Origin of the sequence: Novosphingobium decolorationis (assembly GCF_018417475.1) — a bacterium.
Taxonomy (GTDB): domain Bacteria; phylum Pseudomonadota; class Alphaproteobacteria; order Sphingomonadales; family Sphingomonadaceae; genus Novosphingobium; species Novosphingobium decolorationis.
This window is the reverse complement of the sequence record NZ_CP054856.1, coordinates 1,791,859-1,816,863: the sequence shown is the minus strand read 5'-3', so window position 1 is coordinate 1,816,863 and position 25,005 is coordinate 1,791,859. Positions and strand designations below refer to the sequence as shown.

At 65.1% G+C, this 25,005-nt stretch carries 36 protein-coding genes; 20 read left to right on the top strand and 16 right to left on the bottom strand.

Going from position 1 to position 25,005, the window contains the following annotated elements; genetic code table 11:
- Positions 1-82 precede the first annotated feature (82 nt).
- From HT578_RS08270 to HT578_RS08260, 3 genes are all read right to left on the bottom strand, one after another.
- Complete coding sequence (locus HT578_RS08270; RefSeq protein WP_213503613.1) at positions 83-2,344, bottom strand: right-handed parallel beta-helix repeat-containing protein; 2,262 nt, start codon at positions 2,342-2,344, stop codon at positions 83-85.
- Positions 2,341-2,757, bottom strand: a complete 417-nt coding sequence (locus tag HT578_RS08265; RefSeq protein ID WP_213503612.1) for a hypothetical protein — start codon at positions 2,755-2,757, stop codon at positions 2,341-2,343. Before HT578_RS08265 ends, HT578_RS08270 begins: the two co-directional genes overlap by 4 nt.
- Before the next feature lie 491 nt (positions 2,758-3,248).
- Positions 3,249-3,674, bottom strand: a complete 426-nt coding sequence (locus tag HT578_RS08260; protein ID WP_213503611.1) for an OsmC family protein — start codon at positions 3,672-3,674, stop codon at positions 3,249-3,251.
- A 149-nt stretch (positions 3,675-3,823) separates the two neighbouring features.
- Between HT578_RS08260 and HT578_RS08255 the strand changes: the two genes are divergently transcribed.
- The gene (locus HT578_RS08255) at positions 3,824-4,177 is read left to right on the top strand and encodes a hypothetical protein (protein ID WP_213503610.1); all 354 of its coding nucleotides are present in this window, start codon (positions 3,824-3,826) and stop codon (positions 4,175-4,177) included.
- Here HT578_RS08255 and HT578_RS08250 read toward each other — a convergent pair.
- Positions 4,161-4,469 (bottom strand): alkylphosphonate utilization protein, encoded by a 309-nt coding sequence (locus HT578_RS08250; RefSeq protein ID WP_213503609.1) that lies wholly within the window; start codon positions 4,467-4,469, stop codon positions 4,161-4,163. The two genes, HT578_RS08255 and HT578_RS08250, sit on opposite strands and share 17 nt — an antisense overlap.
- Positions 4,470-5,008: 539 nt before the next feature.
- Between HT578_RS08250 and HT578_RS08245 the strand changes: the two genes are divergently transcribed.
- Entirely contained in the window at positions 5,009-5,401 is a 393-nt protein-coding gene (locus tag HT578_RS08245) for a YybH family protein (protein WP_213503608.1), read from the top strand.
- A gap of 145 nt (positions 5,402-5,546) precedes the next feature.
- Positions 5,547-5,948 (top strand): hypothetical protein, encoded by a 402-nt coding sequence (locus HT578_RS08240; RefSeq protein WP_213503607.1) that lies wholly within the window; start codon positions 5,547-5,549, stop codon positions 5,946-5,948.
- A gap of 31 nt (positions 5,949-5,979) precedes the next feature.
- Here the strand turns inward: HT578_RS08240 and HT578_RS08235 are convergent, their stop codons facing one another.
- Together HT578_RS08235 and HT578_RS08230 are read right to left on the bottom strand one after the other, a co-directional pair.
- Complete coding sequence (locus HT578_RS08235) at positions 5,980-6,429, bottom strand: hypothetical protein (RefSeq protein WP_213503606.1); 450 nt, start codon at positions 6,427-6,429, stop codon at positions 5,980-5,982.
- 186 nt (positions 6,430-6,615) lie between these two features.
- A complete protein-coding gene (locus tag HT578_RS08230) occupies positions 6,616-6,891 on the bottom strand; it encodes a hypothetical protein (protein WP_039390963.1) in 276 nt (91 codons plus the stop codon).
- Positions 6,892-7,207: 316 nt separating this feature from the next.
- On the opposite strand from HT578_RS08230, the gene HT578_RS08225 reads away from it, so the two are divergent.
- The gene (locus HT578_RS08225) at positions 7,208-7,651 is read left to right on the top strand and encodes a COG3650 family protein (RefSeq protein WP_213503605.1); all 444 of its coding nucleotides are present in this window, start codon (positions 7,208-7,210) and stop codon (positions 7,649-7,651) included.
- Here the strand turns inward: HT578_RS08225 and HT578_RS08220 are convergent.
- The 3 genes from HT578_RS08220 to HT578_RS08210 all read right to left on the bottom strand — a co-directional run bounded on the left by HT578_RS08220 (position 7,633) and on the right by HT578_RS08210 (position 9,115).
- Positions 7,633-7,920 (bottom strand): hypothetical protein, encoded by a 288-nt coding sequence (locus HT578_RS08220; protein WP_052322228.1) that lies wholly within the window; start codon positions 7,918-7,920, stop codon positions 7,633-7,635. The genes HT578_RS08225 and HT578_RS08220 overlap by 19 nt on opposite strands.
- A gap of 30 nt (positions 7,921-7,950) precedes the next feature.
- Positions 7,951-8,202: a hypothetical protein gene (locus tag HT578_RS08215; protein ID WP_144400903.1), complete on the bottom strand. Its 252-nt coding sequence runs from the start codon at positions 8,200-8,202 to the stop codon at positions 7,951-7,953.
- Positions 8,203-8,662: 460 nt separating this feature from the next.
- Positions 8,663-9,115 (bottom strand): cupin domain-containing protein, encoded by a 453-nt coding sequence (locus HT578_RS08210; RefSeq protein ID WP_213503604.1) that lies wholly within the window; start codon positions 9,113-9,115, stop codon positions 8,663-8,665.
- Between the two features lie 187 nt (positions 9,116-9,302).
- Here HT578_RS08210 and HT578_RS08205 point away from each other — a divergent pair, with 187 nt between their 5' ends.
- The gene (locus HT578_RS08205) at positions 9,303-10,571 is read left to right on the top strand and encodes a dipeptidase (protein ID WP_213503603.1); all 1,269 of its coding nucleotides are present in this window, start codon (positions 9,303-9,305) and stop codon (positions 10,569-10,571) included.
- A 60-nt stretch (positions 10,572-10,631) separates the two neighbouring features.
- Here the strand turns inward: HT578_RS08205 and HT578_RS08200 are convergent, their stop codons facing one another.
- The 6 genes from HT578_RS08200 to HT578_RS08175 all read right to left on the bottom strand — a co-directional run bounded on the left by HT578_RS08200 (position 10,632) and on the right by HT578_RS08175 (position 14,010).
- A complete protein-coding gene (locus HT578_RS08200) occupies positions 10,632-10,850 on the bottom strand; it encodes a hypervirulence associated TUDOR domain-containing protein (RefSeq protein ID WP_213503602.1) in 219 nt (72 codons plus the stop codon).
- A 5-nt stretch (positions 10,851-10,855) separates the two neighbouring features.
- The gene (locus tag HT578_RS08195) at positions 10,856-11,080 is read right to left on the bottom strand and encodes a hypothetical protein (RefSeq protein WP_213503601.1); all 225 of its coding nucleotides are present in this window, start codon (positions 11,078-11,080) and stop codon (positions 10,856-10,858) included.
- Between the two features lie 91 nt (positions 11,081-11,171).
- The gene (dapD, locus tag HT578_RS08190; RefSeq protein WP_213503600.1) at positions 11,172-12,008 is read right to left on the bottom strand and encodes a 2,3,4,5-tetrahydropyridine-2,6-dicarboxylate N-succinyltransferase; all 837 of its coding nucleotides are present in this window, start codon (positions 12,006-12,008) and stop codon (positions 11,172-11,174) included.
- Positions 12,009-12,149: 141 nt separating this feature from the next.
- On the bottom strand, positions 12,150-12,836 hold the full coding sequence (gene gmk / locus HT578_RS08185) for a guanylate kinase (RefSeq protein ID WP_039390975.1): 687 nt from the start codon (positions 12,834-12,836) through the stop codon (positions 12,150-12,152).
- A 100-nt stretch (positions 12,837-12,936) separates the two neighbouring features.
- Positions 12,937-13,437, bottom strand: coding sequence for a hypothetical protein (locus HT578_RS08180; RefSeq protein ID WP_239026559.1), 501 nt, complete (start codon positions 13,435-13,437; stop codon positions 12,937-12,939).
- Positions 13,438-13,506: 69 nt separating this feature from the next.
- Positions 13,507-14,010: an SspB family protein gene (locus HT578_RS08175; RefSeq protein ID WP_039390978.1), complete on the bottom strand. Its 504-nt coding sequence runs from the start codon at positions 14,008-14,010 to the stop codon at positions 13,507-13,509.
- Positions 14,011-14,195: 185 nt separating this feature from the next.
- On the opposite strand from HT578_RS08175, the gene hisB reads away from it, so the two are divergent.
- The 15 genes from hisB (at position 14,196) to HT578_RS08100 (ending at position 24,202) form a co-directional block, all read left to right on the top strand.
- Positions 14,196-14,798: an imidazoleglycerol-phosphate dehydratase HisB gene (gene hisB / locus HT578_RS08170; protein WP_039390981.1), complete on the top strand. Its 603-nt coding sequence runs from the start codon at positions 14,196-14,198 to the stop codon at positions 14,796-14,798.
- Entirely contained in the window at positions 14,798-15,427 is a 630-nt protein-coding gene (gene hisH, locus HT578_RS08165; protein WP_039390983.1) for an imidazole glycerol phosphate synthase subunit HisH, read from the top strand. The genes hisB and hisH overlap by 1 nt, the downstream gene beginning before the upstream one ends.
- A gap of 1 nt (position 15,428) precedes the next feature.
- The gene (hisA, locus tag HT578_RS08160) at positions 15,429-16,157 is read left to right on the top strand and encodes a 1-(5-phosphoribosyl)-5-[(5-phosphoribosylamino)methylideneamino]imidazole-4-carboxamide isomerase (protein ID WP_213503598.1); all 729 of its coding nucleotides are present in this window, start codon (positions 15,429-15,431) and stop codon (positions 16,155-16,157) included.
- A 4-nt stretch (positions 16,158-16,161) separates the two neighbouring features.
- Entirely contained in the window at positions 16,162-16,953 is a 792-nt protein-coding gene (gene hisF, locus HT578_RS08155) for an imidazole glycerol phosphate synthase subunit HisF (RefSeq protein WP_213503597.1), read from the top strand.
- Between the two features lie 95 nt (positions 16,954-17,048).
- Positions 17,049-17,261, top strand: coding sequence for a PEP-CTERM sorting domain-containing protein (locus tag HT578_RS08150; RefSeq protein ID WP_239026558.1), 213 nt, complete (start codon positions 17,049-17,051; stop codon positions 17,259-17,261).
- Between the two features lie 57 nt (positions 17,262-17,318).
- Positions 17,319-17,657, top strand: coding sequence for a phosphoribosyl-ATP diphosphatase (locus tag HT578_RS08145; protein ID WP_039390989.1), 339 nt, complete (start codon positions 17,319-17,321; stop codon positions 17,655-17,657).
- 34 nt (positions 17,658-17,691) lie between these two features.
- The gene (locus HT578_RS08140) at positions 17,692-18,069 is read left to right on the top strand and encodes a histidine triad nucleotide-binding protein (protein ID WP_213503596.1); all 378 of its coding nucleotides are present in this window, start codon (positions 17,692-17,694) and stop codon (positions 18,067-18,069) included.
- Between the two features lie 166 nt (positions 18,070-18,235).
- Positions 18,236-18,757 carry a YbgC/FadM family acyl-CoA thioesterase gene (locus tag HT578_RS08135; protein ID WP_213504198.1) on the top strand — a complete coding sequence of 174 codons (522 nt, stop codon included), beginning with the start codon at positions 18,236-18,238 and terminating at the stop codon, positions 18,755-18,757.
- Complete coding sequence (gene tolQ / locus HT578_RS08130) at positions 18,754-19,464, top strand: protein TolQ (RefSeq protein WP_213503595.1); 711 nt, start codon at positions 18,754-18,756, stop codon at positions 19,462-19,464. Before HT578_RS08135 ends, tolQ begins: the two co-directional genes overlap by 4 nt.
- A gap of 1 nt (position 19,465) precedes the next feature.
- A complete protein-coding gene (locus tag HT578_RS08125; protein ID WP_039390994.1) occupies positions 19,466-19,921 on the top strand; it encodes an ExbD/TolR family protein in 456 nt (151 codons plus the stop codon).
- A gap of 16 nt (positions 19,922-19,937) precedes the next feature.
- Entirely contained in the window at positions 19,938-20,852 is a 915-nt protein-coding gene (locus tag HT578_RS08120; protein WP_213503594.1) for a TonB C-terminal domain-containing protein, read from the top strand.
- Positions 20,853-20,854: 2 nt separating this feature from the next.
- Complete coding sequence (gene tolB, locus HT578_RS08115) at positions 20,855-22,249, top strand: Tol-Pal system beta propeller repeat protein TolB (RefSeq protein ID WP_213503593.1); 1,395 nt, start codon at positions 20,855-20,857, stop codon at positions 22,247-22,249.
- A gap of 125 nt (positions 22,250-22,374) precedes the next feature.
- On the top strand, positions 22,375-22,917 hold the full coding sequence (gene pal, locus HT578_RS08110; RefSeq protein WP_205466728.1) for a peptidoglycan-associated lipoprotein Pal: 543 nt from the start codon (positions 22,375-22,377) through the stop codon (positions 22,915-22,917).
- Positions 22,918-23,068: 151 nt separating this feature from the next.
- Positions 23,069-23,602, top strand: a complete 534-nt coding sequence (locus tag HT578_RS08105) for a J domain-containing protein (protein WP_039391000.1) — start codon at positions 23,069-23,071, stop codon at positions 23,600-23,602.
- A gap of 120 nt (positions 23,603-23,722) precedes the next feature.
- A complete protein-coding gene (locus tag HT578_RS08100) occupies positions 23,723-24,202 on the top strand; it encodes a hypothetical protein (protein ID WP_213503592.1) in 480 nt (159 codons plus the stop codon).
- A 36-nt stretch (positions 24,203-24,238) separates the two neighbouring features.
- Here HT578_RS08100 and HT578_RS08095 read toward each other — a convergent pair whose 3' ends face one another.
- Positions 24,239-24,943 (bottom strand): HAD family hydrolase, encoded by a 705-nt coding sequence (locus HT578_RS08095; RefSeq protein WP_239026556.1) that lies wholly within the window; start codon positions 24,941-24,943, stop codon positions 24,239-24,241.
- Between the last annotated feature and the right edge of the window lie 62 nt (positions 24,944-25,005).

Here is a 25,005-nt window from a genome sequence, read left to right as displayed (position 1 = left end):
CTGCGGCAGGCCATTGCGGGATAACAGAACGCCGCCGCACTCACCCGAGTGCGGCGGCGTTGTACGTGTCATCTGACCAAGTTCAGGCGCCCAGTTCGCTGGGCGTGATCCAGCGCGCTCGGAATTCCCAGTTCAGGGTTACGCCATCGACACCTGTGACACGTATGTTGATGTGCTTCGTGCCAGAGCCGCCACTGGTCAGCGTGGCGTCCATGGTGCCGAGGCTTTCGCCAACGTAGATCGGGGTGACATTCGAGGCGAAGGTTCCGGTGGCCGCGTTGTTGTTTGCGCGGCACAGGACCTTGTAGGCCCCCGCCTGGGAAAAGCCTCCGTCCTGGCGCGCCGTGACGGTGACTTCGAGCAGGCCTGCGGTGTCATCCTCGATCAGGATGCGCCCCGCGGTCGCCGTGGTTGCGTTCGTGGTCTGGCAGCGACCGACATAATCCTTGTCCACGCGGATCAGGGCATTTCGGATATTGGCTCCGTTTACGTTCGAGTTGAAGCTCGGGAAGAGCTTGTCGCAGCGACGGACTTTCCCGATGTCGAGGGTGAAGCGCAGATCCGTGTTGCCCGTACCGGTTCCGATATGTCCGATATCTGCGCTTGCATTGCCCCATCCGGTGAACTCGGCCACGCGCGGGGGGCTGTTCGGGATCTGTCCTGCCTGGAGCGAGAGGCCATAGCGCTGGGTGGGTATCTCCTGCGTGTCGATGGCCGTGACCGTCCCGATCGAGATGTTCTTGAGCGAGGACCCCGGTGTGGGGAAATTGGCCGTTGAACCGGGATAGAAGGAGACGCCGTCGTACGTGTCGGGTGCGGACTGTCCGCTGTTGATCGCGGTGACGCTTGCAATGTGGATGTTCTCGCCGTTCTGTATGTAAAGCCCGTAGTACCCGTTCTCCTCGGCGTGAATATGGCCGATGTAGCCATTCGTGGGGAGGGTCGAGAAGTCATCGCCGTGGACGATGAGGACGCCGTTCTTGGCATTGCCCTTGGCCAGGATATAGCCCGCGTAGAACCACTCGCAGCCGTAGAACTCTATGCCATGGTCGTTGTTGTCGAGCAGTATCGCGCGCTCGACCGAAATGACTCTGGGGCCCGCGTTGCCGTTGCTGGCGTTGCGCCCGAATGCCAGTCCGTCGCGCTCGTTGTCGTGTGCGTAGACTGTGCCGAAGAAGACTCCATAGGGACCGTAGGCACCGGTGCTGTCGCCCACGTTGATGCCGGAATAGCGGTTGGAATCGGGATTGCCGGTGCCGTTGTTGTAGGCGTGGATATAGTTCACGAAGATGGAGGTGCTGGCGACCGAGGCGAGGTTGTGTTCAAGCACGAACCCGAAGCGCCAGTTGTCGTGGACTTCCAGATTGTTGATGAAGATGTTCTGGCAGCCGCCCTGCAGGCGCAGGCCATGGCCCCAACAATTGCGGACCTCGAGGCTCTCGATGTAGATTTCCTCGACGCCTGTGAAGTCCACGCCCAGACCCGCAGAGGTGAACGCGTCCAGGCCATTGTTGCCATCGATGATCGTGTGTCCGCCGAAATAGACATAGCGCTTGCCCGCGCTGCTTGTCCCGATCACATAGTTGTTGCCCAGGGCGTCCTGCTTGAAAACGGCCCCCGGCGTTGAATCGAGACCAAGACCGTCTGCAATGTTGAGCCTGCCCATATACGTGCCGGGAGGGACGTCGAACGTGCCCTTCGTGGGAGCAAGGGCGGCCGCCGCGGCGAATGCGGGTCCGTCGGCGTCGGTGCCGTTGCCGATGGCCCCGATCCCGGCCTCACGCAGTGAAGCGCGGCGGGCATCGAGCAGTTGCTGCAGGGTGCCTCCACCTTGTGCGCCCACGTTCTGCGCGCCGCTCGAGGATGCCAGAAGGGTGGAGGTGGCGACCGTGCGCTGCAATTCCGCCTGGCTGTCGTTGTGGCGATAGATAGCCAGCAGTCCACCAGAATCGACACCGAAGAAGTCGCCTTGCACGGTCCCGGCAAGGCCTTCGGCGGCGCTCGAGTAAGTTGGGCCTGCGAAGGCTTCCGCGGTGCCGCTGAAGCTTTCGGCTGCAAGAGCCCAGGACCGCGCGCTTTTCGTGGTGTCTCCCGCAGGGGATGTCTCGGCTTCAGCCCAGGCCTGGGCCAGGGCGATCTTGGCATTGCCTTCGTCGCTCACCTGGGCCAGCGCGTCGTCCCGGGCATCAAGGACATCGCGCGCGGCGCCGTCCACCATGGCCCTGGCGAGTTCGTTCTGCCGTTTGGCCTCAGCCGTGTTTTCGCCAGCATAGACCAGGGTGCGATCGTCACGTTCCTCGAAGATGGCGAGCGGCCCTTCGGTGATGGTGATATGCGTCTTCATTGCGTGGGAGCTCCCTTCTTGATGGTGAAGCGGCCAAAGCAAAGGACGCGCCGGGGCTCCCCGGAAGGAGTCACGTAAAGCGTGTGATGCAGTTCGATGTCCTCCTTTTCGGGGCGGGCATCTGCGACGGCCTCGAGTGTAGCCTGATCGATCTGGGGGCGGATCGTGGTCCCGCCCACGGTTTCTGCGGTGCTGGGGTGGGGATAGTCGGGATCGAAGGTCGAGCTGACACCTTCGGCTCCCTCGTCCGCCGTCTCGAGGGTGAAGGCATTGGCGCCGCCCGGCGCGCTGGAGAAGGCCCAGCTGAACTGGGCAAGGGACCAGTCGTCGTTCATGCGCACGAGGTCGGCAAGTCCGGTAGTTCCGCCCCACGGCGCATGCCGGAAGGCGGTCAGGTTCAGTTCGAATGGCATGGTCGCAAATCCTTGATCAGACCGGCACGGAAGGGAGGAAGCAAAAGCGGCAAGGGCGGGGCGAGGCGCGATGGTCACAGGACAGCGCGCGCCGGTGGTCCGCCGAGTGCTGTCACGGGCGGCCTGTCGAGGTCACCACAAGCCCGAGCGCGTGCCGCAGGAGGGCCGCGCGATGCCTGGCATATGAGGATGGGAAGGACGCTTTCTGCCGCTTGCCTTCAGGCAATGCAGAAACAACGCATCCATAAGTTCGCTTTTTGTTCCATATCTTGCGGCGATTGTCAAGCCACTCGGTAAAATTGCCTTTCACAGCCCGTCGCGTCGAGGGCTGCTGGCCAGATCAAACGTCTGTTCAAGATAGCATTTCCTTTGCTCCGTCCGTGTTCCGTGTTCCGAGTTCCCGATCCAGAGGAGGAGGACGGAGGCCGCAATTGGCGCAGGAGCCGCGACATTCGGTCCGGGCTCCTGCGCGAATCGGGGCAGGCTTGCGCTTACGAGGCGAACGTCGTCTCGAGCGTGATCTCGCACGTCAGGAGCTTGGAGATGGGGCAGTTCGCCTTGGCCCCGGCGGCGATCTCCTCGAACTTTGCCTTGTCGAGCCCGGGGACCTTCGCGCTCAGGGAAAGGGCGCTCTTGGATACCTTGAAGCCATCGCCATCCTTTTCGAGCGTGACTTCGCAGGTCGTTTCCAGGCTGCCGTCGGTATAGCCCTCGCCGGCCAGGGCGAAGCTGGTGGCCATCGTGAAGCAGGATGCATGGGCCGCGGCAATCTGCTCTTCCGGATTGGTGCCAGGGGCATCTTCGAAGCGCGTCTGGAAACCGTAGGGCGCGTCGAGCGCGCCGGACTTCGTGGCGACATGGCCCTTGCCGTCCTTGCCGAGACCTTCGTAGCGGGCGGTGGCGATGTTGACGCTCATCTGGGGCATTCCTTCCTTTGCTGGGGTGGTGTTTCCCAAGCGCGTGAAGGCCGCGCGTAGTTCCCCGGATAGCGGATTCGGGTACGGAACTTGTTGCACTGCAGCATGGTTTGGGAGGATACTCACTCGCCCACCAAGGAGTCGTCCCGATGCCCGCTGCCAAACCCACTTCGAATGCGCCGCCGACCGCGGCGCTGCACTGGCTGCAACTGGCCAGTGAGGCCTGGTGGATGTGGGCGGAGGCCTCCAGCGTCATCGCGATGCGGACCGCCATGATCGCGTTCGAGCGGCCAGGACACGGGCGCGAGGCCGAGCGGATGGTGATCGAGAAGCTGGCTGCCGCCTTCAGCCTGTCGCAGCGTCTCGCGCAGGCCGGGCCGATGGCACCGGAACAGGTGATGCAGACGATGCTGGCGGTCTATTCGCCGCGTGTCGCGGCCAACCGCAGGCGCCTGACACGGCGCCTGCAGCGAGGTCATGGGCGCGTCAGGACCGCTTCCTGACGAATTCGGCGCGCAGGACGAGGCCCTTGATGCCCGGGTACTTGCAGTCGATTTCCTGGGCATCGCCGGTGAGGCGGATCGAAGGGATCAGCGTGCCGCGCTTCAGCGTCTGGCCCGCGCCCTTGACGTCAAGATCCTTGATCAGCGTGACGGCATCGCCATCGGCCAGCAGGTTTCCTACCGCGTCGCGCACCTCGACGGTGTCCTGTGCCGCGCGCTTGGCCGCCAGTTCGCTGGCGGGCATCCAGTCGCCGCTCTCTTCATCGTACACGTAGTCTTCGTCGTCGCTCATGCGGGATCCTTCCGGGCAAGGTCCGGGCCATGGCAGAGTGTACGGTAAAATGGGAGCGTAAAACGTGGGGCGCAGGTTGCGAAGCAGGGACAGGAGAGAGGGACACGTCGCTCCTGTCCCCGCTCCGCGCTCCTGGGACCCGAAAGCCGTCAGGAGCGGTCACGCCGGACCGTGCGAGGCGGAAAACGACAAGGCTCGACGCGCTCGCATGAAAACTCTTGGCCTCCTGGGAAAGGCCATAGGGCAGATCGTAAGGGAGCTTGTCGCATCGACAAAAAACGCCCTTTACGGTGCCCGCCTGCTGGATAGCGATCCCGCTGGCTGCCTCGCCCCTCTAGCACTCATGCGTCGGGCCGCAAGGGAAGAGGGCTCTGCGTTGTTGCAAATTGTTCACATGCTCAAATAGAATTTGATTGCAGCTGTTTAGCCAGACTTTCGTGGCATGGTTCGGCGGGCGCCTTGTCGGTTTGGTTCCGCTGGAAAACGGGCTAGATGCGCACACATACAGTCCCGGCCCGTGCAAGGAGAAAACCGTCCCGATGACCGACCAATCGACCGAACTGGCCATCCGTGCACGCCGTGCGGCCTTCAATACCGCGATTCGCGAAGGCGATGCCACGGCGATCGGTCCGATTCTCGCGCGTGACTGCGTGATGCTCACGGGCACGGACAGCGCGGTCATTGCCGGGCGCATGGCGCAGGTGAAGGTATGGAAGCGCGACTTCGCGAGTCCCGGGCGGATGGTCTACGCGCGCCTTCCCGATCGGATCGAGGTGTCCGCAGTCGCGCCCATCGCGATGGAGTACGGGGCCTGGCACGGGATCGTGGTTGGCGCCGATGCGCCGGCGGCTTCGGGGAGCTACGTCGCGAAGTGGCGCGAGGGGCCCGGCGGCTGGGTCATCGAGGCGGAAATCTTTCTTACCCTTGCTTAACGCTATGCCGTAACCATCGATCTCCTCGTCCTGCCACATTCGCGCACTGCCTCGCGGGAGATTGCGTAGTGCGAGGTTTACGCCTCGAAGGGGTTTCGATCCTATCCTGCCATAGAGGGAAATTACGCAAGGAGGAGACGCCGAGATGCTGAGCCGAAGTGGGGCATCCCGGACACTCGCGCCGTGCTGGTATACGCGACGCCATGTTCCGGCGGGGGCGCGAAGCCGCGATGCCGACGGGGTCGTGACCTGCACCTGCCGCCACTGCGGTCGCCGCATCCGCTCGCGCGACCGGGGCCAATGGGATCTGGCCGAAGGTATCGATCTCGATGCCCTGCAGGAGCAGTCCCGGACCGGACATTTCTGCGTGGTCGACACGCTCGATGGCATGGTGATCGCGCGCTATCCCATCGCGATGGACGCCGACGAGGCGTGGATCCGCACGAAGATGCAGGAGATCAGTGCCGAGTACGATGTCGCCGCGTCCGGGGGCGAACTCCAGATCCGGATCGTGCCGGGACGCCGCGAGTCTCGCCTGAAGCACTGATCCCGAATCGCATGGCTCGGGATGGTAAGGGTCAGTTCAGCGCATTCTCGGCATCGCGGACGGCCTGGGCGGTCTCCTGCGCGCGCCGCGCGGCGTCATCGAGCGTAGGGTTTATCGCCCCCGAGCGGCTCTCCGATCGTTCGGAGCGCGGAGCCTGCGCGTAGGGTGCCGCCGGGGCAGGGGCGGAGTCGTCCGCGGACGAGGGGAACAACCAGTCCGGCAACGCGTGCGCACCTGCGGCATTCCTCTCGTCATCACGGGCATCGCCAGGCAAGGTCTCGGGCGCCTGGTCGATTTCATAGGGGGCTGGTTCGGCGTCAGGCAGATCGGCGAATGGCTCGTGGAGCCCGGGGGCCTGGCCAATCGTGTCCGGTTCGCCTGCTCCGTAGTGTTGCAATGAGCGGCCAAGGTCGCTGCTGGCCAGCATTCCGCCAAGAAAGGCGAGGCCGGCAATCGCCAGGAACCAGGTCAGTACGCGCATTGCTCATCCATCTCGTGTCGTGTTCGGCGCGCCCGCATCCCGAGGGCGCCTTCGCACTTCGTCATAACCGGAGCAGGGCGGACGCACAAAGGGCGCCTTCCACGGGGAAGGCGCCCTTCACGCGCTGGATCTGCAGCGAACGGGGTTGGGAGAGAGGAGGAAAGGTCCCGTTCGCGCGGCCTGCGATCAGTCCGCGAGGACGTTGTCGTGCAGGACTTCGTCCTTGGTGAAGCTGACGTAACGGTTGTTGTACATGCCGGTCACGCGGTCACCCTTGACGTAGAGACGGAAGGGGACGCGGCCTTCGGCCTTGCCTTCGATGACCGTGATCTTGCCCTTCTGCTGCGAGGTGTAGGCGTAATCGACACCCTCGTGCGAGAAGTTGCGGGCTTCGCTGGCCTGGGCCGCGGCGGGAAGAGCAACGGCAGCAACGGCAGCGGCGGTGAAAATCGACTTGAACATGGCAAAATCCTTATGTGGTTGGGGTTGCAGGACTTGCCCTGGCACCTCTTGTCTTTGTTGCGATGCAGCATCCGCATAATCGCCCTTGCACGCAATGCAGATTTCGGAACCAAATGGTGCATAAAGTGCAACATAGGTGCTAAAACCATGAGATTTAGCGCGAAACGACACTCGAGATTTCATAAGTGCGATGGCTATGGCGCATTGATATTCGCCTGTCGGATAAAAAATCGCCCTCGAACCTTTTTGCACTTCGCGATCGGAACAGGCAGAGGGCGACGTGCGAACCCGGTTTGGAGGATTATCTGGAATGCCAATGCGTCGTGCGTATGTCGAACATGTCCTTGTGAGCTGTCTGGCGGCACTGATTCTTGCAGGATGCCAGTCGAACTCCGAGTCGGTGCCCGGCGACGCCGATGATTCGCGTCCCTGGAGCGCCATCGCGCCGGATGAAACCGTGCAGGCCAGCGGAACCGAGCCCTTCTGGGGTGTGCGGGTGGAACGTGGACAGATGATCTACACTGCGCCCGATCTGTCGGAAGGACAGGAGATCGCGGTCACGCGCTTTGCGGGGCGCGGAGGCCTCTCCTTCAGCGGCGAACGGGATGGCAAAGTCTGGACGCTGGCGATCACACAAGGGGTGTGCAGTGACGGCATGTCGGACCGCAGCTATCCGTTCACGGCAACCCTGGCGGACGGCCTAACGACACGCCAAGGCTGCGCCTGGAGTGCGGCAAGACCCTATCGCGATGCGAGCTGAGTTGTCTCGACCGGCGCTGCTGGGGTGTCCATGGCCACAGCGGGGCTGATGCCGATGGGTTCGTCAACCTCGGCCCGCGCCGGGGTGAGGTCCTGCGGACCCGGTTCCACATAGAAGCTGGGGCCGTCGAGCTGGAGCGGGGCGTTGTACGTGTCGCGCCAGTCGGGGCCGATCGGGGCCTTCATCCGCGTGGGCATAACGGCGCCGGTCAGGCCGCCAAGCAGGAACGAGGCCGACACGGCCAGAACCAGTGGCTTGGTATACGGCACGAAGTTTCTCCTTTGCCCCTTTCCGCAAATTCAATGCCGCAGGGGCAAGATGGTTCCATCAGGCATCGCCGCCCTGATGTGCCATGCGCCTTGTTTGTGCTGGAGAAATAGCAGTACTTCCCGGTTCGGAAATCCTATTGCATTGCAAAATATCTGTTTTTTAATCGAAAATTGCGCAAACTGCTTTTCTTCAACGGCTGATTCTGCTAGACGATGTCTACGGGAAAAGAAGATGATCTCGCGGCAAAGTCGGGACGTCTTCGGGAAGAGGATGCGTGTCATGAAGCAATTTCTGGCAATGCTTAACGCGGGCCTGATCGTATACGCCCTGTCGATGACGGGACGTTCGGAGCCGCTTCTGGATTTGTAGAGCTTGGGCGCACTGTTCACCCCCTGTGCGCCCACCCTGACCCCCGAGCGGACGATCTGGCCCTTTCACCGATGCGGACCGTCTGACCCACGTTGAAAACATGCCAATAGAAACGGCGTGGGGCAGGTGATCCGGGAGAAAGAGGCAGATCGTCTCGGGGATGTGAAGCTGGAGGAGAAGCTGCGCGGCCCAAGGTCGTGCAGGCCGGTACGGTCCGGCCACGAAGTCGGACCGACCAGAACGAATGGACCTCGCCTTGAACTGACGAACGGCGAAGGAACACACGAACGGACACCGAGGGAGGGGAGACCGTGCAGGGCGCAAGCAGGCTCAAGACCTGCGGTGCCCTGCTATTTTTTTGCCCGTTTTCCGTCAGTTCCCCGGAGTCCAGCCTGGCGCAGCCAGCTCAAACACCGAAAAATCGAAGCCGGGGGTGACGATGCAGCTGACCAGAGTCCAGCCTGGCGCGCCGCGCGCGAGCGGCCAGGCTGCCTGCCAGTAGCCTTTGGGCACGCGCAGTTGCGGCGCCTCGCCATTGAGGATGTCGCCGCCCAGGATCTCCTGACGTACCGGCCCGGCGTCGGTTTCGGACTGGGCCAGGGCGAGCGGACTGCCCGCATGCCACAGCCAGATCTCGTCCGCATCGAGCACCCGGTGCCAGTGCGAGCGCTGGTGCGCTTCGAGCAGGAAATGGATCGCCGTCGCGCCCGCGCGCTCCCCGTCCGGGGCAGGCGCACGCCAGGTTTCCTTGTACCAGCCACCCTCAGGATGCGGGATCAGGCCAAGGCGCTCGATGAGCGTCGCGGGGCTTGCAGGAGCGTGCATGCAGTGTCCTTCCGGTGGTTGGCAGGGGAGCCAGGGTAGGATCGCCGATGTGGGCGCCAAGGGCAACCGTGCGTACGGTAGCGGTTTTTTCTCGTGAATACCTTGGGTTCCGGTGAATTGGCTCTTGCGTGGGGCAGGGCGGCTGCGCCACTTTGGCCCTCTCCCCATTCCCACAAGGTGTTCCTCTATGTCCCGCCCTTCGCTGCTCGCCCTTGTTCTTGCCACCGCCGTGACGTGGCCGGTGAGCGGGCACGCGGCGTCATCGCCCGCAGATGTCGCGGCTGCCGCGCTGCGCAACGCGCCGGTCTGGGACGGCCACAACGACGTGCCCGAGCAGCTGCGCGAGCGGCGCCAGGATATCCTGGCCGGCTTCGACTTTGCCGACACGATGAACACGGCCGATCCGGAAAACGGCAAGGGACCGATGCAGACCGATCTGGCGCGTCTTCGTGAAGGCAAGGTCGGGGCGCAGTTCTGGTCGGTCTACGTCTCGGCCATGCTGAACGAGCAGCAGGCGGTGCAGGCGACGATGGAGCAGATCGACGTCATGAAGCGGATCATCGCCGCGCACCCGGACGAGATGATGTACGCGACCAGTTCGGCCGAGGTCGAAGCGGCGCGCAAGGCGGGCAAGATCGCCTCGCTCATCGGCATGGAGGGCGGGCATTCGATTGGCTCGTCGCTAGGCGTCGTGCGCCAGATGTACGAGCTGGGCGCGCGCTATCTCACGCTGACCCACTTCAAGAACACCCCCTGGGCCGACAGTGCCACCGACGCGCCCGAACATGACGGGATGACCGACTTCGGCAAGGATCTCGTGCGTGAGATGCAGCGCATCGGCATGCTGGTCGATCTCAGCCACGTTTCGCCCAAGACCATGGCCGATGCGCTCGACGTCGCGCGCGCGCCGGTGATCTTCAGCCACTCGGGCGCGCAAGGTGTAGATGGCCACCCGCGCAACGTGCCCGACGCGATCCTCGATCGGATCAAGGCCAATCGCGGGATCGTGATGGTGAACTTCTACCCCAGCTATGTCAGCGAGGACCTGCGCCAGTGGCAGGCGAGCCGACTGGGTGAGGCCGCCCGCCTGAAGTCGCTCTATCCCAACGCGCCCGAGACGGCTGAGGCGGGCATGGAAAGCTGGATCTCGGCGCACCCCAAGCCGGTCGCGACCGTGGCGCAGATCGCCGATCACGTTGAGTACATCGCCAAGCGCATCGGCACCGACTACATCGGCCTTGGCGGCGACTTTGATGGGGGATCGGTGGGAGTCGAGGGAATGCCCGATGTCTCGGCCTATCCGGCGCTCTTCACCGAACTGGCGCGTCGGGGTTTCGCGCAGGACGATCTGGAGAAGATCTCCAGCCGCAACATGATGCGCGTGCTGAAGGCCGCGGAAGCCTATGCCAAGGCGCACGCACAGGATCCCGCCATCGAATCGCCAACAGCGTTCTGAGCGCGCGGTGCCGGTCCTGTCCCCCTTTGTGTCCGCGCGGATACGGGGGGCGGGAGGGTCTTAGGCCCTTTTCAGTTCCGAGGCGCTCTTGAGGACCTGCGCTCCGTCCTCCTGTTCGATCAGGTAGGCGGGGTTGTCGGCGCTGGCGTTGCGCACGATCTCGCTGCCCTTGATGGTGCGGGTGACGCGGCTTTCAAAGCGCTCGGTGACCGTGCCGCTGGCCGAGCCATCCCCCCAGTTCCAGCGCACGCAGGTGCCCTTGTCAAAGTCGGTGGCCATCGGTTTCAGGCGGCCTCGTCCGGGGCCTGCATCACGTTCTCGGCATTTGCGCCAGAGGCCGAAGTCTCTTCTTCCTCGCCGGAGAGCAGCGCGCCGGTCATCCAGGCGAGCGAGAGGCCGATGATGGCAAGCGCGAGGCTGATACCAAGGACGTAGCGCACGATATGGGGCGTGTCGCCGCCGCGGGCGGCATCCTCGTCGATGTGCGTTTCGGTAGGGGGGCGTTCCATGTCGCATCCTTTCCGCAGATAATGTGCTTATCCGAAAAGGAACGCGACATGGCGCCGATATGTTCCTGCGTGGATCGCAGGCCGTACGCGATCAGTCGCGCAGGAGGTCGTTGATGCCGGTCTTCGAGCGGGTCTGCGCGTCGACGGTCTTCACGATCACCGCGCAGTAGAGCGAGGGGCCGGGGGTGCCGTCGGGGAGCGGCTTGCCGGGCAGGGTGCCGGGCACGACGACCGAGTAGGGCGGCACGTAGCCGACGTGGACTTCGCCGGTTGCGCGGTTCACGATCTTGGTCGAGGCGCCGAGGTAGACACCCATCGAGAGGACCGCGCCTTCACCCACGCGCACGCCTTCGGCCACTTCCGAACGCGCGCCGATGAAGCAGTTGTCCTCGATGATGACCGGGCCCGCCTGGAGCGGTTCGAGCACGCCGCCGATGCCCACGCCGCCCGAGATGTGGACGTTCTTGCCGATCTGCGCGCACGAGCCGACGGTGGCCCAGGTATCGACCATCGTGCCTTCGCCCACGTAGGCGCCCAGGTTCGTGAACGAGGGCATCAGGACCACGCCCTTGGCGATGTGCGCGCTGCGGCGCACGACCGCGCCCGGAACCACGCGGATGCCCGCGTCCTTGAAGTCGGCTTCGGTCCAGCCGGTGAACTTCAGAGGCACCTTGTCGAACGCGGGCGCGCCAGCCGAGCCGTATTCCATCGGCGCGTTGTCGTTCAGGCGGAACGAGAGGAGGACCGCCTTCTTGAGCCACTGGTTGACCTTCCAGCCGCCTTCGCCGTCGGGTTCGGCCACGCGCGCCTTGCCCGAATCGAGCAGGCCGAGCGCCTCGTCGACGATCTTGCGCACGTCCTCGCTGGCAGGGGTCACGTTGGCGCGGTCTTCGAAGGCGGCTTCGATCGCGGTTTCGATATCGGACATCTGGGGTGTCTCCGGGAAAAAGATGGGTTGCAGGTACGTTTCGGCGCTGCGCCTATCGCGGCGGGGCGCGTTGAACAAGAAAAAGGATTGCGGTGGGGCTAAGCGTGTTCGAATATTTCGCCCGCCTCCGGCGCCAAGGGATCAGCCCAGTTCGTCGTCGGGCTCCATGAGGCCGCGCACGAAGCCGATGAGGCCGGTCTGGCGCGCGCGGCGCAGGCGTTCGGAAGCCAGGATCTGCTTCACCTTGGCGAAGCAGGCTTCGATGTCATCGTTGACCACGACGTAATCGTAGCCGTCCCAGTGGCTGATTTCCGAGCGGGCTCGCTCCATGCGCGCGGCGATGATCTCGGCGCTGTCGGTGCCGCGTCCGGTCAGGCGGCGGCGCAGTTCCTCGATGCTGGGGGGCAGCAGGAAAATGCGCACGACGTCGCGTTCCAGCTTCTGGTAAAGCTGCTGGGTGCCCTGCCAGTCGATGTCGAAGATGTAGTCCTGCCCGGCCTTGAGCCCGGCCTTCACCTGCGCCTTGGGGGTGCCGTAGCTCTTGCCGAAGACGTGGGCCCATTCGAGGAACTCGCCATCCTCGGCCATGCGGTCGAACTGGTCCTGGCTGACGAAGTGGTAATCGCGGCCATCGACCTCGCCCGGACGCGGGGCGCGGGTGGTGCACGAGACCGAGTTGCGGATGTGCGGATCGTGTTCGAGCAGCATGCGCGAGATCGTCGTCTTGCCTGCGCCCGAGGGCGAGGAGAGGATCAGCATGAGGCCGCGCCGGTCGAGCGCGTTGCCTTCGTCATGGGCGGAACGTGTGGAGGAGGTGTCGCTGGGCATGCCTCCCGATGCAGGCAGACCTTGCGCAAATCAAGCGGAACTGGCCCGCAAACGGCGAAACCTCCACGGTTCGGGAAGGTGCAGGTGGCCGGAGACGGGCCTAGTCTTGGGCGCCGTCCTCGGCCATTTCCGCGAGCTTAGCTGCGCCCGAGGCCGCGGCCTTGTGCTCTTTATGCCGGTCATACAAGGTCTTGGCGATGAGGCTTCCGCCCACCACCAGCGCGCCGGGGATCGAGCGCATGGCGACCTTGGCGATCGAGCGGTGCAGGAGGACCTGCGCCATCGAGCGGCCGCGCAGGATCTGGCGGGCCTTGCGCGGCGCATAGGCGCGGCCGAGCAGCGCGCGCTCCACCGCCTGGCGCGCGATCAGCGAGGTGGCGCGCAGGGCGATGTCGGCAATGGCGAGGTTGGTTGCAGGGTTGGGGCTGGGCCCCAGCACCCGCGCGGCAGGCAGCTTGGAGTCCGCGCGCTTGACGTAACGCAGGCCCGGGCTGAGGCCCGGGGTAACCTGCGCTTGCTGCACATCGAGGGGCAGAGGTGATGGACGATCCACGTCCACCGTCAGCGGAGCGGTCGGTTCTGCCTCTTTCCTGCCTGCCATCGTGCGCGTTTCCATCCTGGTGCGGCGCCAGGGCCGCGTCTTGAAGTGCAGGCGGCCACGTGGGGCCGATTACGACTTCTTGCCGAAATCCACAGAGACGACGTTGGAGCCGTCTTCGCTGGGGGTAACGCGCGAGGCAATGTCGCGTTCCATCGGATCGTTCTCGGCCGGCAGCGTGTCGTCGAAGTCCTCGTCGCCTTCCATGGCCTGGAACTGGAGGCCGAAATCGACAGCCGGATCGACGAACGCGGTGATCGCCGAGAAAGGAATGTCGAGCTTGGAGGGCATCTGGTTGAAGCTCAGGCTGACCGTGAAGCTGTCGTCGCTGACGGCAAGGTCCCAGAACTTGTTCTGCAGAACGATGGTCATCTCGTCCGGGAAGCGGGCTTTCAGTTCCGGGGGAATGGAAACTCCCGGAGCGCCCGTCTTGAACGTGATATAGAAGTGGTGATTGCCGGGCAGGACGCCATTGGTGGCTTCGACCTGGCCCAGCACGCGTCCCACGACGGCGCGCAGGGCTTCCTGCACGATTTCATCGTAAGGGATCAGGCTATCGGGTGGCGTATCGTTCATCGCGCTCTAGGTGCGCATCGTTGGGCTTGGGGTCAAGCCACAATGGACTCATTTTTGCACCATTCCGTGCGCGCGCGCGTCGAAAATACATCAGGTCACCGCTGGCCACACGGATGCAATCGGAAAGTGGGCGCGAACAACGCATGCGATTGATTCCCGCTCGCACAGGTTTATAGGCCCATTTCATGCGTACAGCCTCGATCACCCGCAAGACTCACGAGACCGACATCCATGTGGAGGTCAATCTCGACGGCACCGGCCAATACGATGTCACGACCGGCATCGGCTTTCTCGATCACATGATCGAGCAGTTCTCGCGCCATTCGCTGATCGACATCACCTGCCGCATCAAGGGCGATCTGCACGTCGACCAGCACCACACGACCGAGGACAGCGCCATCGCCATCGGCCAGGCCATTTCCGAGGCGCTGGGCGACAAGGCGGGCATCGGGCGCTACGGCGACGTCAATTCGCCGATGGACGAGGCGCTGAGCCGGGTCTCGCTCGATATCTCGGGCCGTCCCTACCTTGTCTGGAAGGCGGGTTTCACGCAGGACAAGCTGGGCGAGTTCGACACCGAGATGGTCGAGCACTGGTTTCACTCGATCGCGCAGGCGGTCGGCATCACGCTCCACATCGAACTGCTCTACGGCACCAACAACCACCACATCTGCGAGGGCATCTTCAAGGGCTTTGCGCGCGCCATGCGCACCGCGGTCGAACTGGACCCGCGCAAGGGCGGGGCGGTCCCCTCGACCAAGGGTATCCTCGGGGCCAAGTCGCTCTGATGGCCGAGAAGCTGGCCCTCATCGATTACGGCGCGGGCAACCTGCAATCGGTCGCCAATGCGCTGAAAGCCGCAGGCGCCGAGAAGGTCACGATCACGGCGGACCCGATGTTCGTGCGCACGGCCGACCGCATCGTGCTGCCGGGTGTGGGCGCGTTCAAATCCTGCGCCGATGCGCTCTGGGCGATTCCCGGCATGGTCGATGCCCTGCACGAGCGGGTGCAGATCGGCGGCGCGCCGTTCCTTGGCATTTGCGTGGGCATGCAGCTGCTCGCCTCGCGCGGGCTCGAGTTCGGCACGACCCCCGGGCTCGACTGGATCGCGGGCGAGGTGCGCCGGATCGAGCGCGACGATCCGGCCATCAAGGTCCCGCACATGGGCTGGAACGATGTGGGCGTAGGCCGCCACGATCCCGCGCAGGGGCTCATCGCAGCCGGTGAAGCCTACTTCCTGCACTCCTACCACTTCGTGCCCGACGAGGGCCACGCGATTGCCGCGATGACCGACCATGGCGGTGGCCTCGTTGCCGCGGTCGCGCAGGACAACGTCGTGGGCGTGCAGTTCCATCCCGAAAAGAGCCAGGCCTACGGCCTTGCCCTCCTGACCCGATTCCTCGACTGGAAGCCCTGACATGATCGTTTTTCCCGCCATCGACCTCAAGCAAGGCCAGGTCGTGCGTCTCGCCGAAGGCGATATGGCGCGCGCCACCGTCTACGGGGACAACCCGGCGGCCCAGGCTGCGCTCTTCGCCGAGGCCGGTTCGCAGTTCCTGCACGTCGTCGATCTCGACGGCTCGTTCGCGGGCAAGGCCGAGAACCGCGAGGCGGTCGAGGCCATTCTCGAGACTTTCGAGGGCCATGTGCAGCTGGGCGGCGGCATCCGCACGCCCGAGGCTGTCGCGGGCTGGTTCAACCTGGGTGTCAGCCGCGTCGTGATGGGCACCGCCGCGCTCAAGGACCCGCAGTTCGTCAAGGACATGGCGCGCGAATACCCGGGCGGCATCGTTGTCGCCGTCGACGCGCGCGATGGCATGGTTGCGACCGAGGGCTGGGCCGATGTCTCCGACGTGTCGGTCGTGGATCTTGCGCGCCGCTTCGAGGATGCGGGCGTCGCCTCGCTGCTCTTCACCGACATCGGCCGCGACGGCATGCTCAAGGGCTGCAACGTGCAGGCGACCGTCGACCTTGCACGCCAGACCGAGATGCCGGTGATCGCGAGCGGCGGCGTGAAGGGGCTCGACGACATCCGCATGCTCAAGCTGCATGAGAAGGACGGCATCGAGGGCGTCATCACCGGCCGCGCGCTTTACGATGGGCGCCTCGATCTCGCCACCGCGATCCAGATGGCGGAAAAGGACTGAGCCCATGACCGTTCGCGTCCGTGTCATTCCCTGCCTCGACGTGGCCGAAGGCCGCGTGGTCAAGGGCGTCAACTTCGTCGACCTCAAGGACGCAGGCGATCCGGTTGAGCAGGCGCGCGCCTATGATGCGGCCGGAGCCGACGAACTGTGCTTCCTCGACATTTCGGCCAGCCACGAGGGCCGGGGCACGCTGCTCGACATCGTGCGCCGTACCGCCGAGGTGTGCTTCATGCCGCTGACCGTGGGCGGGGGCGTGCGCACCGCCGAGGACGCGCGCGCGCTGCTGCTGGCAGGGGCCGACAAGGTGGCGGTCAATTCGGCCGCTGTCGCCCGGCCCGAAGTCGTCTCGGACATCGCCGCGCGCTTTGGCGCGCAGTGCATCGTCGCCTCGGTCGATGCGCGCCGCGTCGATGACGGCACCGGCCCCAAGCGCTGGGAAATCTTCACCCACGGCGGGCGCCGCCCGACCGGGATCGACGCGCTGGAGCACGCCGCGAAGCTGGCAAGTCTGGGCGCGGGCGAACTGCTCGTCACCTCGATGGACGGCGATGGTACCAAGAAGGGCTATGACCTCGACCTGACCCGCGCGATTGCCGACAACGTGTCCGTGCCGGTCGTCGCAAGCGGGGGCGTGGGCAATCTCGAGCATCTCGTCGAGGGCGTCACCAAGGGGCATGCGAGCGCGGTCCTGGCAGCCTCGATCTTCCACTTCGGCACCCATTCGATCGCCGAGGCCCACGCGGCGCTGCGCGCGGCCGGGCTTCCGGCGCGAGGGCAGTCGCTCCACCACGGTTGAGCCGGGGCGCTGCCGCGCCGCGCTGGTCTGAACTGGTGTGGCTCATTCCAGGACAATTACGTATTCAGGGCTTGAGACAGGCCTCGCTTACGGGAATGGCCAAAGTCACTATCTGCGCCATTGGGGAGAGGGCGATGCTGTTCCAGATCGTGTGCGTTGCCTTTGGCGGAGCTTTGCTCGGCGCGCTTCCGGCGCATGCGGCGGACGGCGTGAGCCTGCCGGAACCAAGCGGGCTTCTTCTGCTGGGCCTGGGCATTGCCGGGGTGGCGCTGGGGCGTCGCTTCTCGCGAGGCCGCAAGGGGGAGTAAGCTGCGCCGAACAGCGGGCTTGACCGGCGCGGCCGCGCACCGCATGGCAGGCGCATCATGAGCGCACCCGATACACCATCCGATACCCTGGCCCGCCTTGAAGCCACCATCGCGCAGCGCCGCCAGGCCGACCCGTCGTCGAGCTATGTCGCCAGGCTAAACGCCAAGGGCATCAAGAAGATCGCCCAGAAGGTCGGCGAAGAGGGCACCGAGACGGTCATTGCCGCACTCGCCGAGGACGAGGCTGCGCTGGTGGGCGAGGCAGCGGACCTGATCTTCCACCTCATGGTCCTGCTCAACGCCAAGGGTGTGCCGTTTGCCGATGTCCTGGCCGAACTCGACCGCCGCGAAGGCGTGTCGGGGATCGCCGAAAAGGCCGCGCGCGCCCAGGACTGATACTTTTCACGTTCGTTCCACGCCGGAGACGTCCATGCCCATCGATCCCAAGCAGCCCTACGACGACGCCAACATCTTCGCCAAGATCCTGCGCGGCGAATTGCCCTGCGACAAGGTCTACGAGGACGAGGTTGCGCTCGCTTTCAACGACATCCGCCCGCAGGCGCCGGTCCACGTGCTGGTGATCCCCAAGGGCGCCTATGTCTCGTGGGACGATTTCACCGCAAAGGCGGACGACGCCGAGATCGCGGCTTTCATGCGGGCGGTCGGCAATGTGACGCGCCAGTTGGAGCTCGACACGCCGGGTTACCGCCTCATGGTCAACATGGGGCAGGCCGGGCACCAGGAAGTGCCGCATCTGCACGTCCACATCTTCGGCGGCCGCCAGTTCTTCCAGATGATCGCGGACTGACGCGTTCTGCGGTGCGTGCCGGGACCGCCCGGCACGCGCCGTCGCAGCAAGGGGGCAACTGGCCGGACGCCGGGGCCTCTTTCAACCACAATCTGCCCTCCAGGCCGCATGTGACACGCAGCTTCTCTTTGCAGGGCATCATGTGAGCGCTATTGCTCCGCGCACGATGACCAGCCCTCCTCCCCTGACTTCGCTTGCGCCCGTCAACGGCACCATCGTTCCTTCCGGCAACGAGGATGCCAGCGGCTCGCACCACTATCCCTTGCGCGTCTATTACGACGACACCGATGCGGGCGGCGTGGTCTACCACGCCAACTACGTCGCCTGGTTCGAGCGCGCGCGTTCGGACCTGCTCGAGGTGCTCGGCATCGACCAGAGCGCCGCGCTGGAAGATGGCTCGGGGCTCTACACCGTGGCCGAAGTCCATGTCCGCTATCTCGCGCCCGCGCGGCTGGGGGACACCGTCATCATCGTCACCACCGCGCAGCAGGTCGGCAAGGTGCGCTGCACCCTGCACCAGACCGCCTGGCGCGGGGAAACCAAGCTGGCCGAGGGCGTGGTAAAGGTCGGGTTCATCGGCCGTGATGGACGACCGCGCCGTCAACCCGAGGCCTGGCAACAGGCCTTCGCCACTTTCTCACCCGTACACCCCATTACGCCCGCATCCGCTCCGGAAGGACACGAATGATCCTCGACCTGCTCGCCCCCACGCTTGATTTTGCCGGTGACAGCGACCGGCTCAATCCGGTGACCCTGTTTCTCGATGCCGATATCGTCGTGCAGGCGATCATGCTGGGCCTGATCCTGGCTAGCGTCTGGGTCTGGACCATCATTGTCACCTTCACCTTCCGCATCGCCCGCGTGAACCGCACCTGCGACGAGTATGAGGACGGCTTCTGGAAGGCCCAGAACTTCGAGGCGTTCCAGAAGGAGCGCCGCCGCGCCGACGTGCCGATGGGCAAGGTCGCGGGCTCGGGCCTGGCCGAGTGGCGCCGCAACGCGCAGGTTCCCACGCTCGATGCCGAGGGCGCGCGCCAGCGTATCGCGCTCGCGCTGACCTCGTCGGTCGGCGAGGAGGCCGAGAACCTCTCCAACCGCCTGAACTTCCTTGCAACCGTCGGCTCGGTCGCGCCGTTCGTGGGCCTGTTCGGCACGGTCTGGGGCATCATGAACAGCTTCTTCCAGATCGGCCAGCAGCAGAATTCCTCGCTCGCGGTCGTGGCGCCGGGCATTTCCGAGGCGCTCTTCGCGACCGCCATCGGCCTTTTCGCCGCGATCCCCGCCGTGATCGCCTACAACCGCTTCTCGCACCGCGTGAACATGGTCGAATCGCGCCTCCAGCGCTTTGCCGACAAGCTCCACGCCGCGCTGACCCGCCAGCTGGAGTCGCGCTGAGATGGCGATGGGCCTCAACGGCGGCGGAGGACGGCGCGGCCGGGGTGGGCGCAGCCGCGCCCCCATGGCCGAGATCAACGTGACCCCGCTGGTCGATGTCATGCTGGTGCTGCTCATCATCTTCATGGTGGCCGCCCCGCTTCTGAAGGCCGCCGTGCCGATCGAACTGCCGCAGAGCCGCGCCAAGGCGATGGCCGAGGAAACCCAGCAGATCACCATTACCCTGCGCCGTGACGGGGCCATCTTCTACGAAGATCAGCAACTGGCTGCGGGCGAACTTGGCGAGCGCCTGGCTTCGGTGCAGCCGGGCGCGGACGGCAAGATGCCGCTCGTTTCGCTGCGCGGCGACAAGGCGCTCGACTACGGGCGCGTCATGGGGGTCATGGGCGAACTCAACCGAGCTGGCTTCACCTCGATCTCGCTGGTGACCGACGTCAGCGGCGGTTCAGGAAGCTGACGTAGGTTCACGGGCCATGGCATCGCTTGCACTGCGAAAGGATGAAGGCGTTGGTCTCGTCGTGGCGGTTGTCCTCCACGCGGGGCTTCTGGGCGTGCTCCTGCTGCGCCCGGCACCCGAGGAGATCGTGCCGCGCCCCGAACGCATCGAGGTCTCGATCAGCGACGAGGTGGGGATGACCTCGACTTCGCCCGATCCCTTCAGCCAGGCCGCACCCGATATGGCACCCACGCTCGGCGAACCCGCACCCGAAGCGCTGCCCGAGCCCGAGACACCGGCCGAGCCGGCTCCCGCCCCGCAACCCGAAGAGCCGCGTCCGACGCCGCCCGCGCCCGAACCCAAGCCAAAACCTGCGCCAAAGCCGGCCCCCAAGGCGAAGCCCAAGCCCAAGCCCGAACCGGCGAAGGCCGAACCCAAGCCCAAGGCTGCGCCCAGCCGCAAGTCGAGCGCGATCGACGACATCGTCTCCAAGCCGAGCGCAAAGCCCTCCACCGCCTCCAGTTCCAAGGCCACTTCGGAACCCAAGAAGGCGGGTGGAAGCCGCGTCAGCTCGAATTTCCTCGACGGGGTCTCGGGTGGCACCTCGGAATCGGGGAGCGGAGCGCCCGCCGCCGCGATCGGCCCCAAGCAGGTCTCGGCGCTTGGCGCGGCGATTCGCCGTCAGCTCAAGCCCCACTGGCAGGCTCCGCAAGGTGCCGATGCCGAATTGCTCGTGACCAAGGTGCGTTTCCGCCTGAAGCCCGACGGGACGCTGGACGGCGAGCCGCAGATTGTTTCCACAAGCGGCAAGACCGCGTCGAATGCGGCGCAGGTCTCGCGCCACCAGGAGCAGGCCATTCGCGCGGTCAAGCTGGCCGCGCCTTTCAATCTTCCCGACGACCTGTACGAAGGGTGGAAGGTCGTCACCACCAATTTTGACAGAAGGCTCTAGCCATGAAGACCCTTTCCGCTCTTGCTCTTGGCCTCCTGCTCTGCGCCTCGGGGCCGGCACTGGCCCAGTCCTCGGGGACGTTCACGCCGGAAATCACCGCGCCCGCCCAGGAGGCGCAGGAGAGCGACGGCCTGGAAGTGACGGTCTCGGACGACAGCGAATGGCAGGACCTGGGCATCGCCATCACGACCTTCGCGACCGATGCCGATGTGCCCACGCAGACCACTGCGGGTACGACCGGGCAACTGGGCCACGCAATCGCGCAGGTGGTGGCGGGCGACCTCAAGAACAATGGCCTGTTCAAGCCCACGGGGCCGGACGGCCTGCCGCGCCCCACGTTCGGCGAGGTGAGCGCGCCCAATTACCGCCTGTGGTCGGGCAATGGCGCGGACATGCTGGTGCAGGGCTACGTCCACGCCGGCGGCGACGGCACGCTGACCGTGGGGTGCTACCTCTACGACGTGGCGCTTGGTCAGCCGCTGGAGAAGGGCGGCTGGAAGGTTGCCCCGTCCGACTGGCGCCGGGCCGGACACAAGTGCGCGGACATGGTCTATTCGCGCCTCTCGGGCGAGAGCCCGTTCTTCGATTCGCGCATCGCCTACATCGCCGAGACCGGCTCCAAGGACCACCGCATGAAGCGCCTGGCGGTCATGGATTCGGACGGGGCGAACCATCGCTACCTCACCAGCGGGCAGGCCATGGCGCTGACCCCGCGCTATTCGCCCGACTATTCGAAGATCCTCTATCTTTCGTACCTGAACGGCCAGCCCAGCGTCTATGCCTATGATCTGACGACCAATTCGCAGAAGCTGATCTTCCGCACCACCAACCCGACGATGGCGCCGCGCTGGTCGCCTGACGGCAAGTGGGTGCTGTTCTCGATGTCGCAGGGTGGGCGCACCGACATCTATCGCATCACTTCGGCCGGTGGCGGCACGCCGGAGCGTCTGACCAATGGTCCGGGCATCAACATCGGCGGCAGCTATTCGCCCGATGGCAGCAAGATCGTCTTCGAGAGCGACCGTTCGGGCTCGCAGCAGGTCTACGTGATGAACGCGGACGGCACCAACCAGAAGCGCATCAGCTTCTTCGGCGGCCGCTCGGCGACGCCCGAGTGGAGCCCGCGCGGCGATCTCATCGCGTTCACCCATATCGCGGGCAACCTGCGCGTGGCGGTGATGAGCCCTGCGGGCCGCAACATGCGCTACCTCACCGATTCGTGGCAGGACGAGGCCCCGACCTGGTCGCCCAACGGCCGCATCGTCCAGTTCTTCCGCACCCAGCGTGGTTCGGGCGAGGCGACCATCTGGCAGGTCGATCTTACCGGCCGCAACGAACGCAAGCTGCCCACCCCGGTGGGCGCGTCCGACCCGGCCTGGGGGCCGATCCGCCGCTGAACCCTTTCTGTTCCCAGGGCGTTGTCTCCTTGCAATCGCAATCCGGTTGACAGCGCCCGGGATAGGATCCCACCACCTTCGTTCGCCGCCCGCTCATGGGCTGAGCACCACAGGAGACTGCCTTAATGCCTTCTTCCCTCTCGATGTCGCGAAACCTGAAGAGCGGTTCGACCCTGCTTCTCGTGGCAGGTGCGCTGGCGCTGTCCGCCTGCGCTTCGAAGGCGCCCAAGGAACTGCCGCCCGAACCCGGCCCGGCCCGCACCACCACGCAGCCCGATTCGGGCGAGGCGCTGGGCCCGCGTCCCGGCAGCCAGGCTGATTTTGCCGCGCAGATGATGGGCGATGACACCATCTACTTCGACACCGACAAGTACGACATCGACGCGATGGACCAGCAGGCGCTCGCCAAGCAGGCGCAGTGGCTGATGACCTACCCCGAGAAGCGTGCGACGATCGAAGGCCATGCGGACGAACGCGGCACGCGCGAGTACAACCTCGCGCTGGGTGAGCGCCGTGCGAACTCGGCCAAGAACTACCTGATCAGCCTGGGCGTTGCGGCGAGCCGCCTCACCACGCTCAGCTACGGCAAGGAGCGCCCGGTGGCGCTGGGCTCGAACGAGCAGGCCTGGGCGCAGAACCGCCGTGCGGTGACCGTCACCATCGACTGATCGGCCCGCCTTCGCCAAGGCGTCTTGTGAAGAGGCCCGCCCGACCTTCGGCGCACGCCGGGGCAGGGTGGGCCTTTTTCGTGCCCACCGCCCGGTGGCTCGGCCGCAAGAGGCTTGCATCGCGCCCGCGAGAAGGCGTAACGGCTGGGGAATGGCCCGTGCAAAACGATCCGACAACTGGGGGTTCCCGCGCTGGGGCGGCTACGGCAGCTCGCGCGAGGCGACGCAAGTGCGCATCTGCGACCGTCACGGCTGCACCGAACGCGGCGACTGCCCCGCGCCCAAGAGCCCCAACAGCCCGGATCGCTGGTATTTCTGCCAGAAGCACGCGGCCGAATACAACTCGGGCTGGGACTACTTTGCCGGGCTCGACAAGGAAGAGGCCGAAAAGCGCGAGTCCGAGGAATGGACCGAGACCGCCGGCTACAAGGAATCGGCGCATTACGGCTGGGGCGGCTCGGGCGACGGGACGCGCAGCCGCGACGAACTGCGCGCGCTCGAAGTCCTCGGCCTCGATCCCGACGCCGAGTTCCAGGAAGTGCGCAAGGCCTGGCGCACCAAGGCCAAGGAAGTCCACCCCGACGTGAAGCCGGGCGATGCGGAAGCGGCCAAGGCCTTCCAGACCTACCAGCTTGCCTACGAGGTCCTGCGCGCGGCGGAAGAGCGGCGCGAGTGGCAGGGGTGATGAGGTAAAGAAGACGATTTCCGAGGGCCATCGCCCTCGGGCTCCCGAAACTGTCGAGCTCAAACTGTTGGGCGCCGTGCTGCCCAGAAGCGCAATGCCAAGGTCTGCGGGGAGGTGCACATGAAGACGAGCACGGTCACGGCGGCGCTTTCATCCTTTGTGATGGTGTCTGCCTGCGCGCAGGATGTGGATTCATGCGCATACACATCCGAATTCCATCCCGCGCACTCTTCGTACGCGTACAGGCTGAATGTGCACTCGGATGGCACGGATGCCTCCCTTGCGCTTATCCAGATCGAAAAATCGTCAAAGAAGGTCGTCTCCTCGCAGAGGAAGGCCATCAGCCCTTCGTCGGTAGATCTGTTTTGTGAAGAGCAGGCGTCCATTTCACGCGCGGCACAGCGGCGCGGCGAGGTCGAGCAGGTTACCATCGATGGTTCGGAGCCGAGGATCGAGATCGTCAGGCCGGATGAACAGACCTATTTTGACCATGATTCAGATGGGCACATCGAAAAATCCGGAGAGATCGATCAGTCGATCACGGATTTCCTGAAAAGGCATGAGGTGACATTGGCCCCCTACGCGGCCGACGGGACGTGACTTGCGGCTTTGCCGGGCCGTGGACGCGGCTGTCGTTTACAGGGCCGCGATTATCCACTCTTTCACCGCGTGCAGATCGGGCAGCACAGCGTGGGCAAGCGCGCGCGTCTCGGGCGTCGGCGCGAGGAGATCGGGAACGAGCAGGACGGTCATGCCCGCCCCGGCACCTGCGCGCAGGCCGTTGGGCGAATCTTCCACGACCACGCAGCGCTGCGGATCGACACCCAGATTGCGGGCGCTGAGCAGGTAGGGCTCGGCATGGGGCTTGGGCTGGTCGACATCGTTCAGGGTGACGATCGAGGCGAAGAGGTCGAGGAATCCTGCGACCTTCAGCTTCTCCTGCGCGAGCGGACTGCGCGTCGAGGTGCACAGGCCCAGCGGGAGGCCGGTCTCGGTAAGCGCCTCGAGCAGTTCGCGGGCACCGGGGCGCAGCGGAAGATCGGCGCGCCACAGCTCATTGAACAGTTTGTCGGCGTGGGCGTTGAAGGCGGCGACGTCAGCGTCCTCGCCCCACAGGCGTTGAAGGTGCAGGTCATTCACTTCGCGGTGGACGCCCACGAACTGGCGGTGGAGGTCCTCGGGCAGGTCATGTCCGAGCGCGCGCGCGGCTTCGCGCTGGGACTGGCGGTAGAGGCTCTCGGTGTCGAGCAGGGTGCCATCCATGTCGAAGATGATCGCCTCGGGCCGGAAGGGAGCTTCGGGCAGGCGCGAGGGCGCATCGGTCGGCGCGGTAGATGTCACGAGGGGCGTTCCTGTCTGTCGGGAGAAGGGGGAGGAATGCCGCAGACTTAGGTATTGCACCT

Coding starts and splice junctions, on each gene's coding strand:
- HT578_RS08270 (WP_213503613.1), bottom strand. CDS start 2,344: ATGAAGACGCATATCACCATCACCGAAGGGCCGCTCGCCATCTTCGAG.
- HT578_RS08265 (WP_213503612.1), bottom strand. CDS start 2,757: ATGCCATTCGAACTGAACCTGACCGCCTTCCGGCATGCGCCGTGGGGC.
- HT578_RS08260 (WP_213503611.1), bottom strand. CDS start 3,674: ATGAGCGTCAACATCGCCACCGCCCGCTACGAAGGTCTCGGCAAGGAC.
- HT578_RS08255 (WP_213503610.1), top strand. CDS start 3,824: ATGCCCGCTGCCAAACCCACTTCGAATGCGCCGCCGACCGCGGCGCTG.
- HT578_RS08250 (WP_213503609.1), bottom strand. CDS start 4,469: ATGAGCGACGACGAAGACTACGTGTACGATGAAGAGAGCGGCGACTGG.
- HT578_RS08245 (WP_213503608.1), top strand. CDS start 5,009: ATGACCGACCAATCGACCGAACTGGCCATCCGTGCACGCCGTGCGGCC.
- HT578_RS08240 (WP_213503607.1), top strand. CDS start 5,547: ATGCTGAGCCGAAGTGGGGCATCCCGGACACTCGCGCCGTGCTGGTAT.
- HT578_RS08235 (WP_213503606.1), bottom strand. CDS start 6,429: ATGCGCGTACTGACCTGGTTCCTGGCGATTGCCGGCCTCGCCTTTCTT.
- HT578_RS08230 (WP_039390963.1), bottom strand. CDS start 6,891: ATGTTCAAGTCGATTTTCACCGCCGCTGCCGTTGCTGCCGTTGCTCTT.
- HT578_RS08225 (WP_213503605.1), top strand. CDS start 7,208: ATGCGTCGTGCGTATGTCGAACATGTCCTTGTGAGCTGTCTGGCGGCA.
- HT578_RS08215 (WP_144400903.1), bottom strand. CDS start 8,202: ATGACACGCATCCTCTTCCCGAAGACGTCCCGACTTTGCCGCGAGATC.
- HT578_RS08210 (WP_213503604.1), bottom strand. CDS start 9,115: ATGCACGCTCCTGCAAGCCCCGCGACGCTCATCGAGCGCCTTGGCCTG.
- HT578_RS08205 (WP_213503603.1), top strand. CDS start 9,303: ATGTCCCGCCCTTCGCTGCTCGCCCTTGTTCTTGCCACCGCCGTGACG.
- HT578_RS08200 (WP_213503602.1), bottom strand. CDS start 10,850: ATGGCCACCGACTTTGACAAGGGCACCTGCGTGCGCTGGAACTGGGGG.
- HT578_RS08195 (WP_213503601.1), bottom strand. CDS start 11,080: ATGGAACGCCCCCCTACCGAAACGCACATCGACGAGGATGCCGCCCGC.
- dapD (WP_213503600.1), bottom strand. CDS start 12,008: ATGTCCGATATCGAAACCGCGATCGAAGCCGCCTTCGAAGACCGCGCC.
- gmk (WP_039390975.1), bottom strand. CDS start 12,836: ATGCCCAGCGACACCTCCTCCACACGTTCCGCCCATGACGAAGGCAAC.
- HT578_RS08180 (WP_239026559.1), bottom strand. CDS start 13,437: ATGGCAGGCAGGAAAGAGGCAGAACCGACCGCTCCGCTGACGGTGGAC.
- HT578_RS08175 (WP_039390978.1), bottom strand. CDS start 14,010: ATGAACGATACGCCACCCGATAGCCTGATCCCTTACGATGAAATCGTG.
- hisB (WP_039390981.1), top strand. CDS start 14,196: ATGCGTACAGCCTCGATCACCCGCAAGACTCACGAGACCGACATCCAT.
- hisH (WP_039390983.1), top strand. CDS start 14,798: ATGGCCGAGAAGCTGGCCCTCATCGATTACGGCGCGGGCAACCTGCAA.
- hisA (WP_213503598.1), top strand. CDS start 15,429: ATGATCGTTTTTCCCGCCATCGACCTCAAGCAAGGCCAGGTCGTGCGT.
- hisF (WP_213503597.1), top strand. CDS start 16,162: ATGACCGTTCGCGTCCGTGTCATTCCCTGCCTCGACGTGGCCGAAGGC.
- HT578_RS08150 (WP_239026558.1), top strand. CDS start 17,049: ATGGCCAAAGTCACTATCTGCGCCATTGGGGAGAGGGCGATGCTGTTC.
- HT578_RS08145 (WP_039390989.1), top strand. CDS start 17,319: ATGAGCGCACCCGATACACCATCCGATACCCTGGCCCGCCTTGAAGCC.
- HT578_RS08140 (WP_213503596.1), top strand. CDS start 17,692: ATGCCCATCGATCCCAAGCAGCCCTACGACGACGCCAACATCTTCGCC.
- HT578_RS08135 (WP_213504198.1), top strand. CDS start 18,236: ATGACCAGCCCTCCTCCCCTGACTTCGCTTGCGCCCGTCAACGGCACC.
- tolQ (WP_213503595.1), top strand. CDS start 18,754: ATGATCCTCGACCTGCTCGCCCCCACGCTTGATTTTGCCGGTGACAGC.
- HT578_RS08125 (WP_039390994.1), top strand. CDS start 19,466: ATGGCGATGGGCCTCAACGGCGGCGGAGGACGGCGCGGCCGGGGTGGG.
- HT578_RS08120 (WP_213503594.1), top strand. CDS start 19,938: ATGGCATCGCTTGCACTGCGAAAGGATGAAGGCGTTGGTCTCGTCGTG.
- tolB (WP_213503593.1), top strand. CDS start 20,855: ATGAAGACCCTTTCCGCTCTTGCTCTTGGCCTCCTGCTCTGCGCCTCG.
- pal (WP_205466728.1), top strand. CDS start 22,375: ATGCCTTCTTCCCTCTCGATGTCGCGAAACCTGAAGAGCGGTTCGACC.
- HT578_RS08105 (WP_039391000.1), top strand. CDS start 23,069: ATGGCCCGTGCAAAACGATCCGACAACTGGGGGTTCCCGCGCTGGGGC.
- HT578_RS08100 (WP_213503592.1), top strand. CDS start 23,723: ATGAAGACGAGCACGGTCACGGCGGCGCTTTCATCCTTTGTGATGGTG.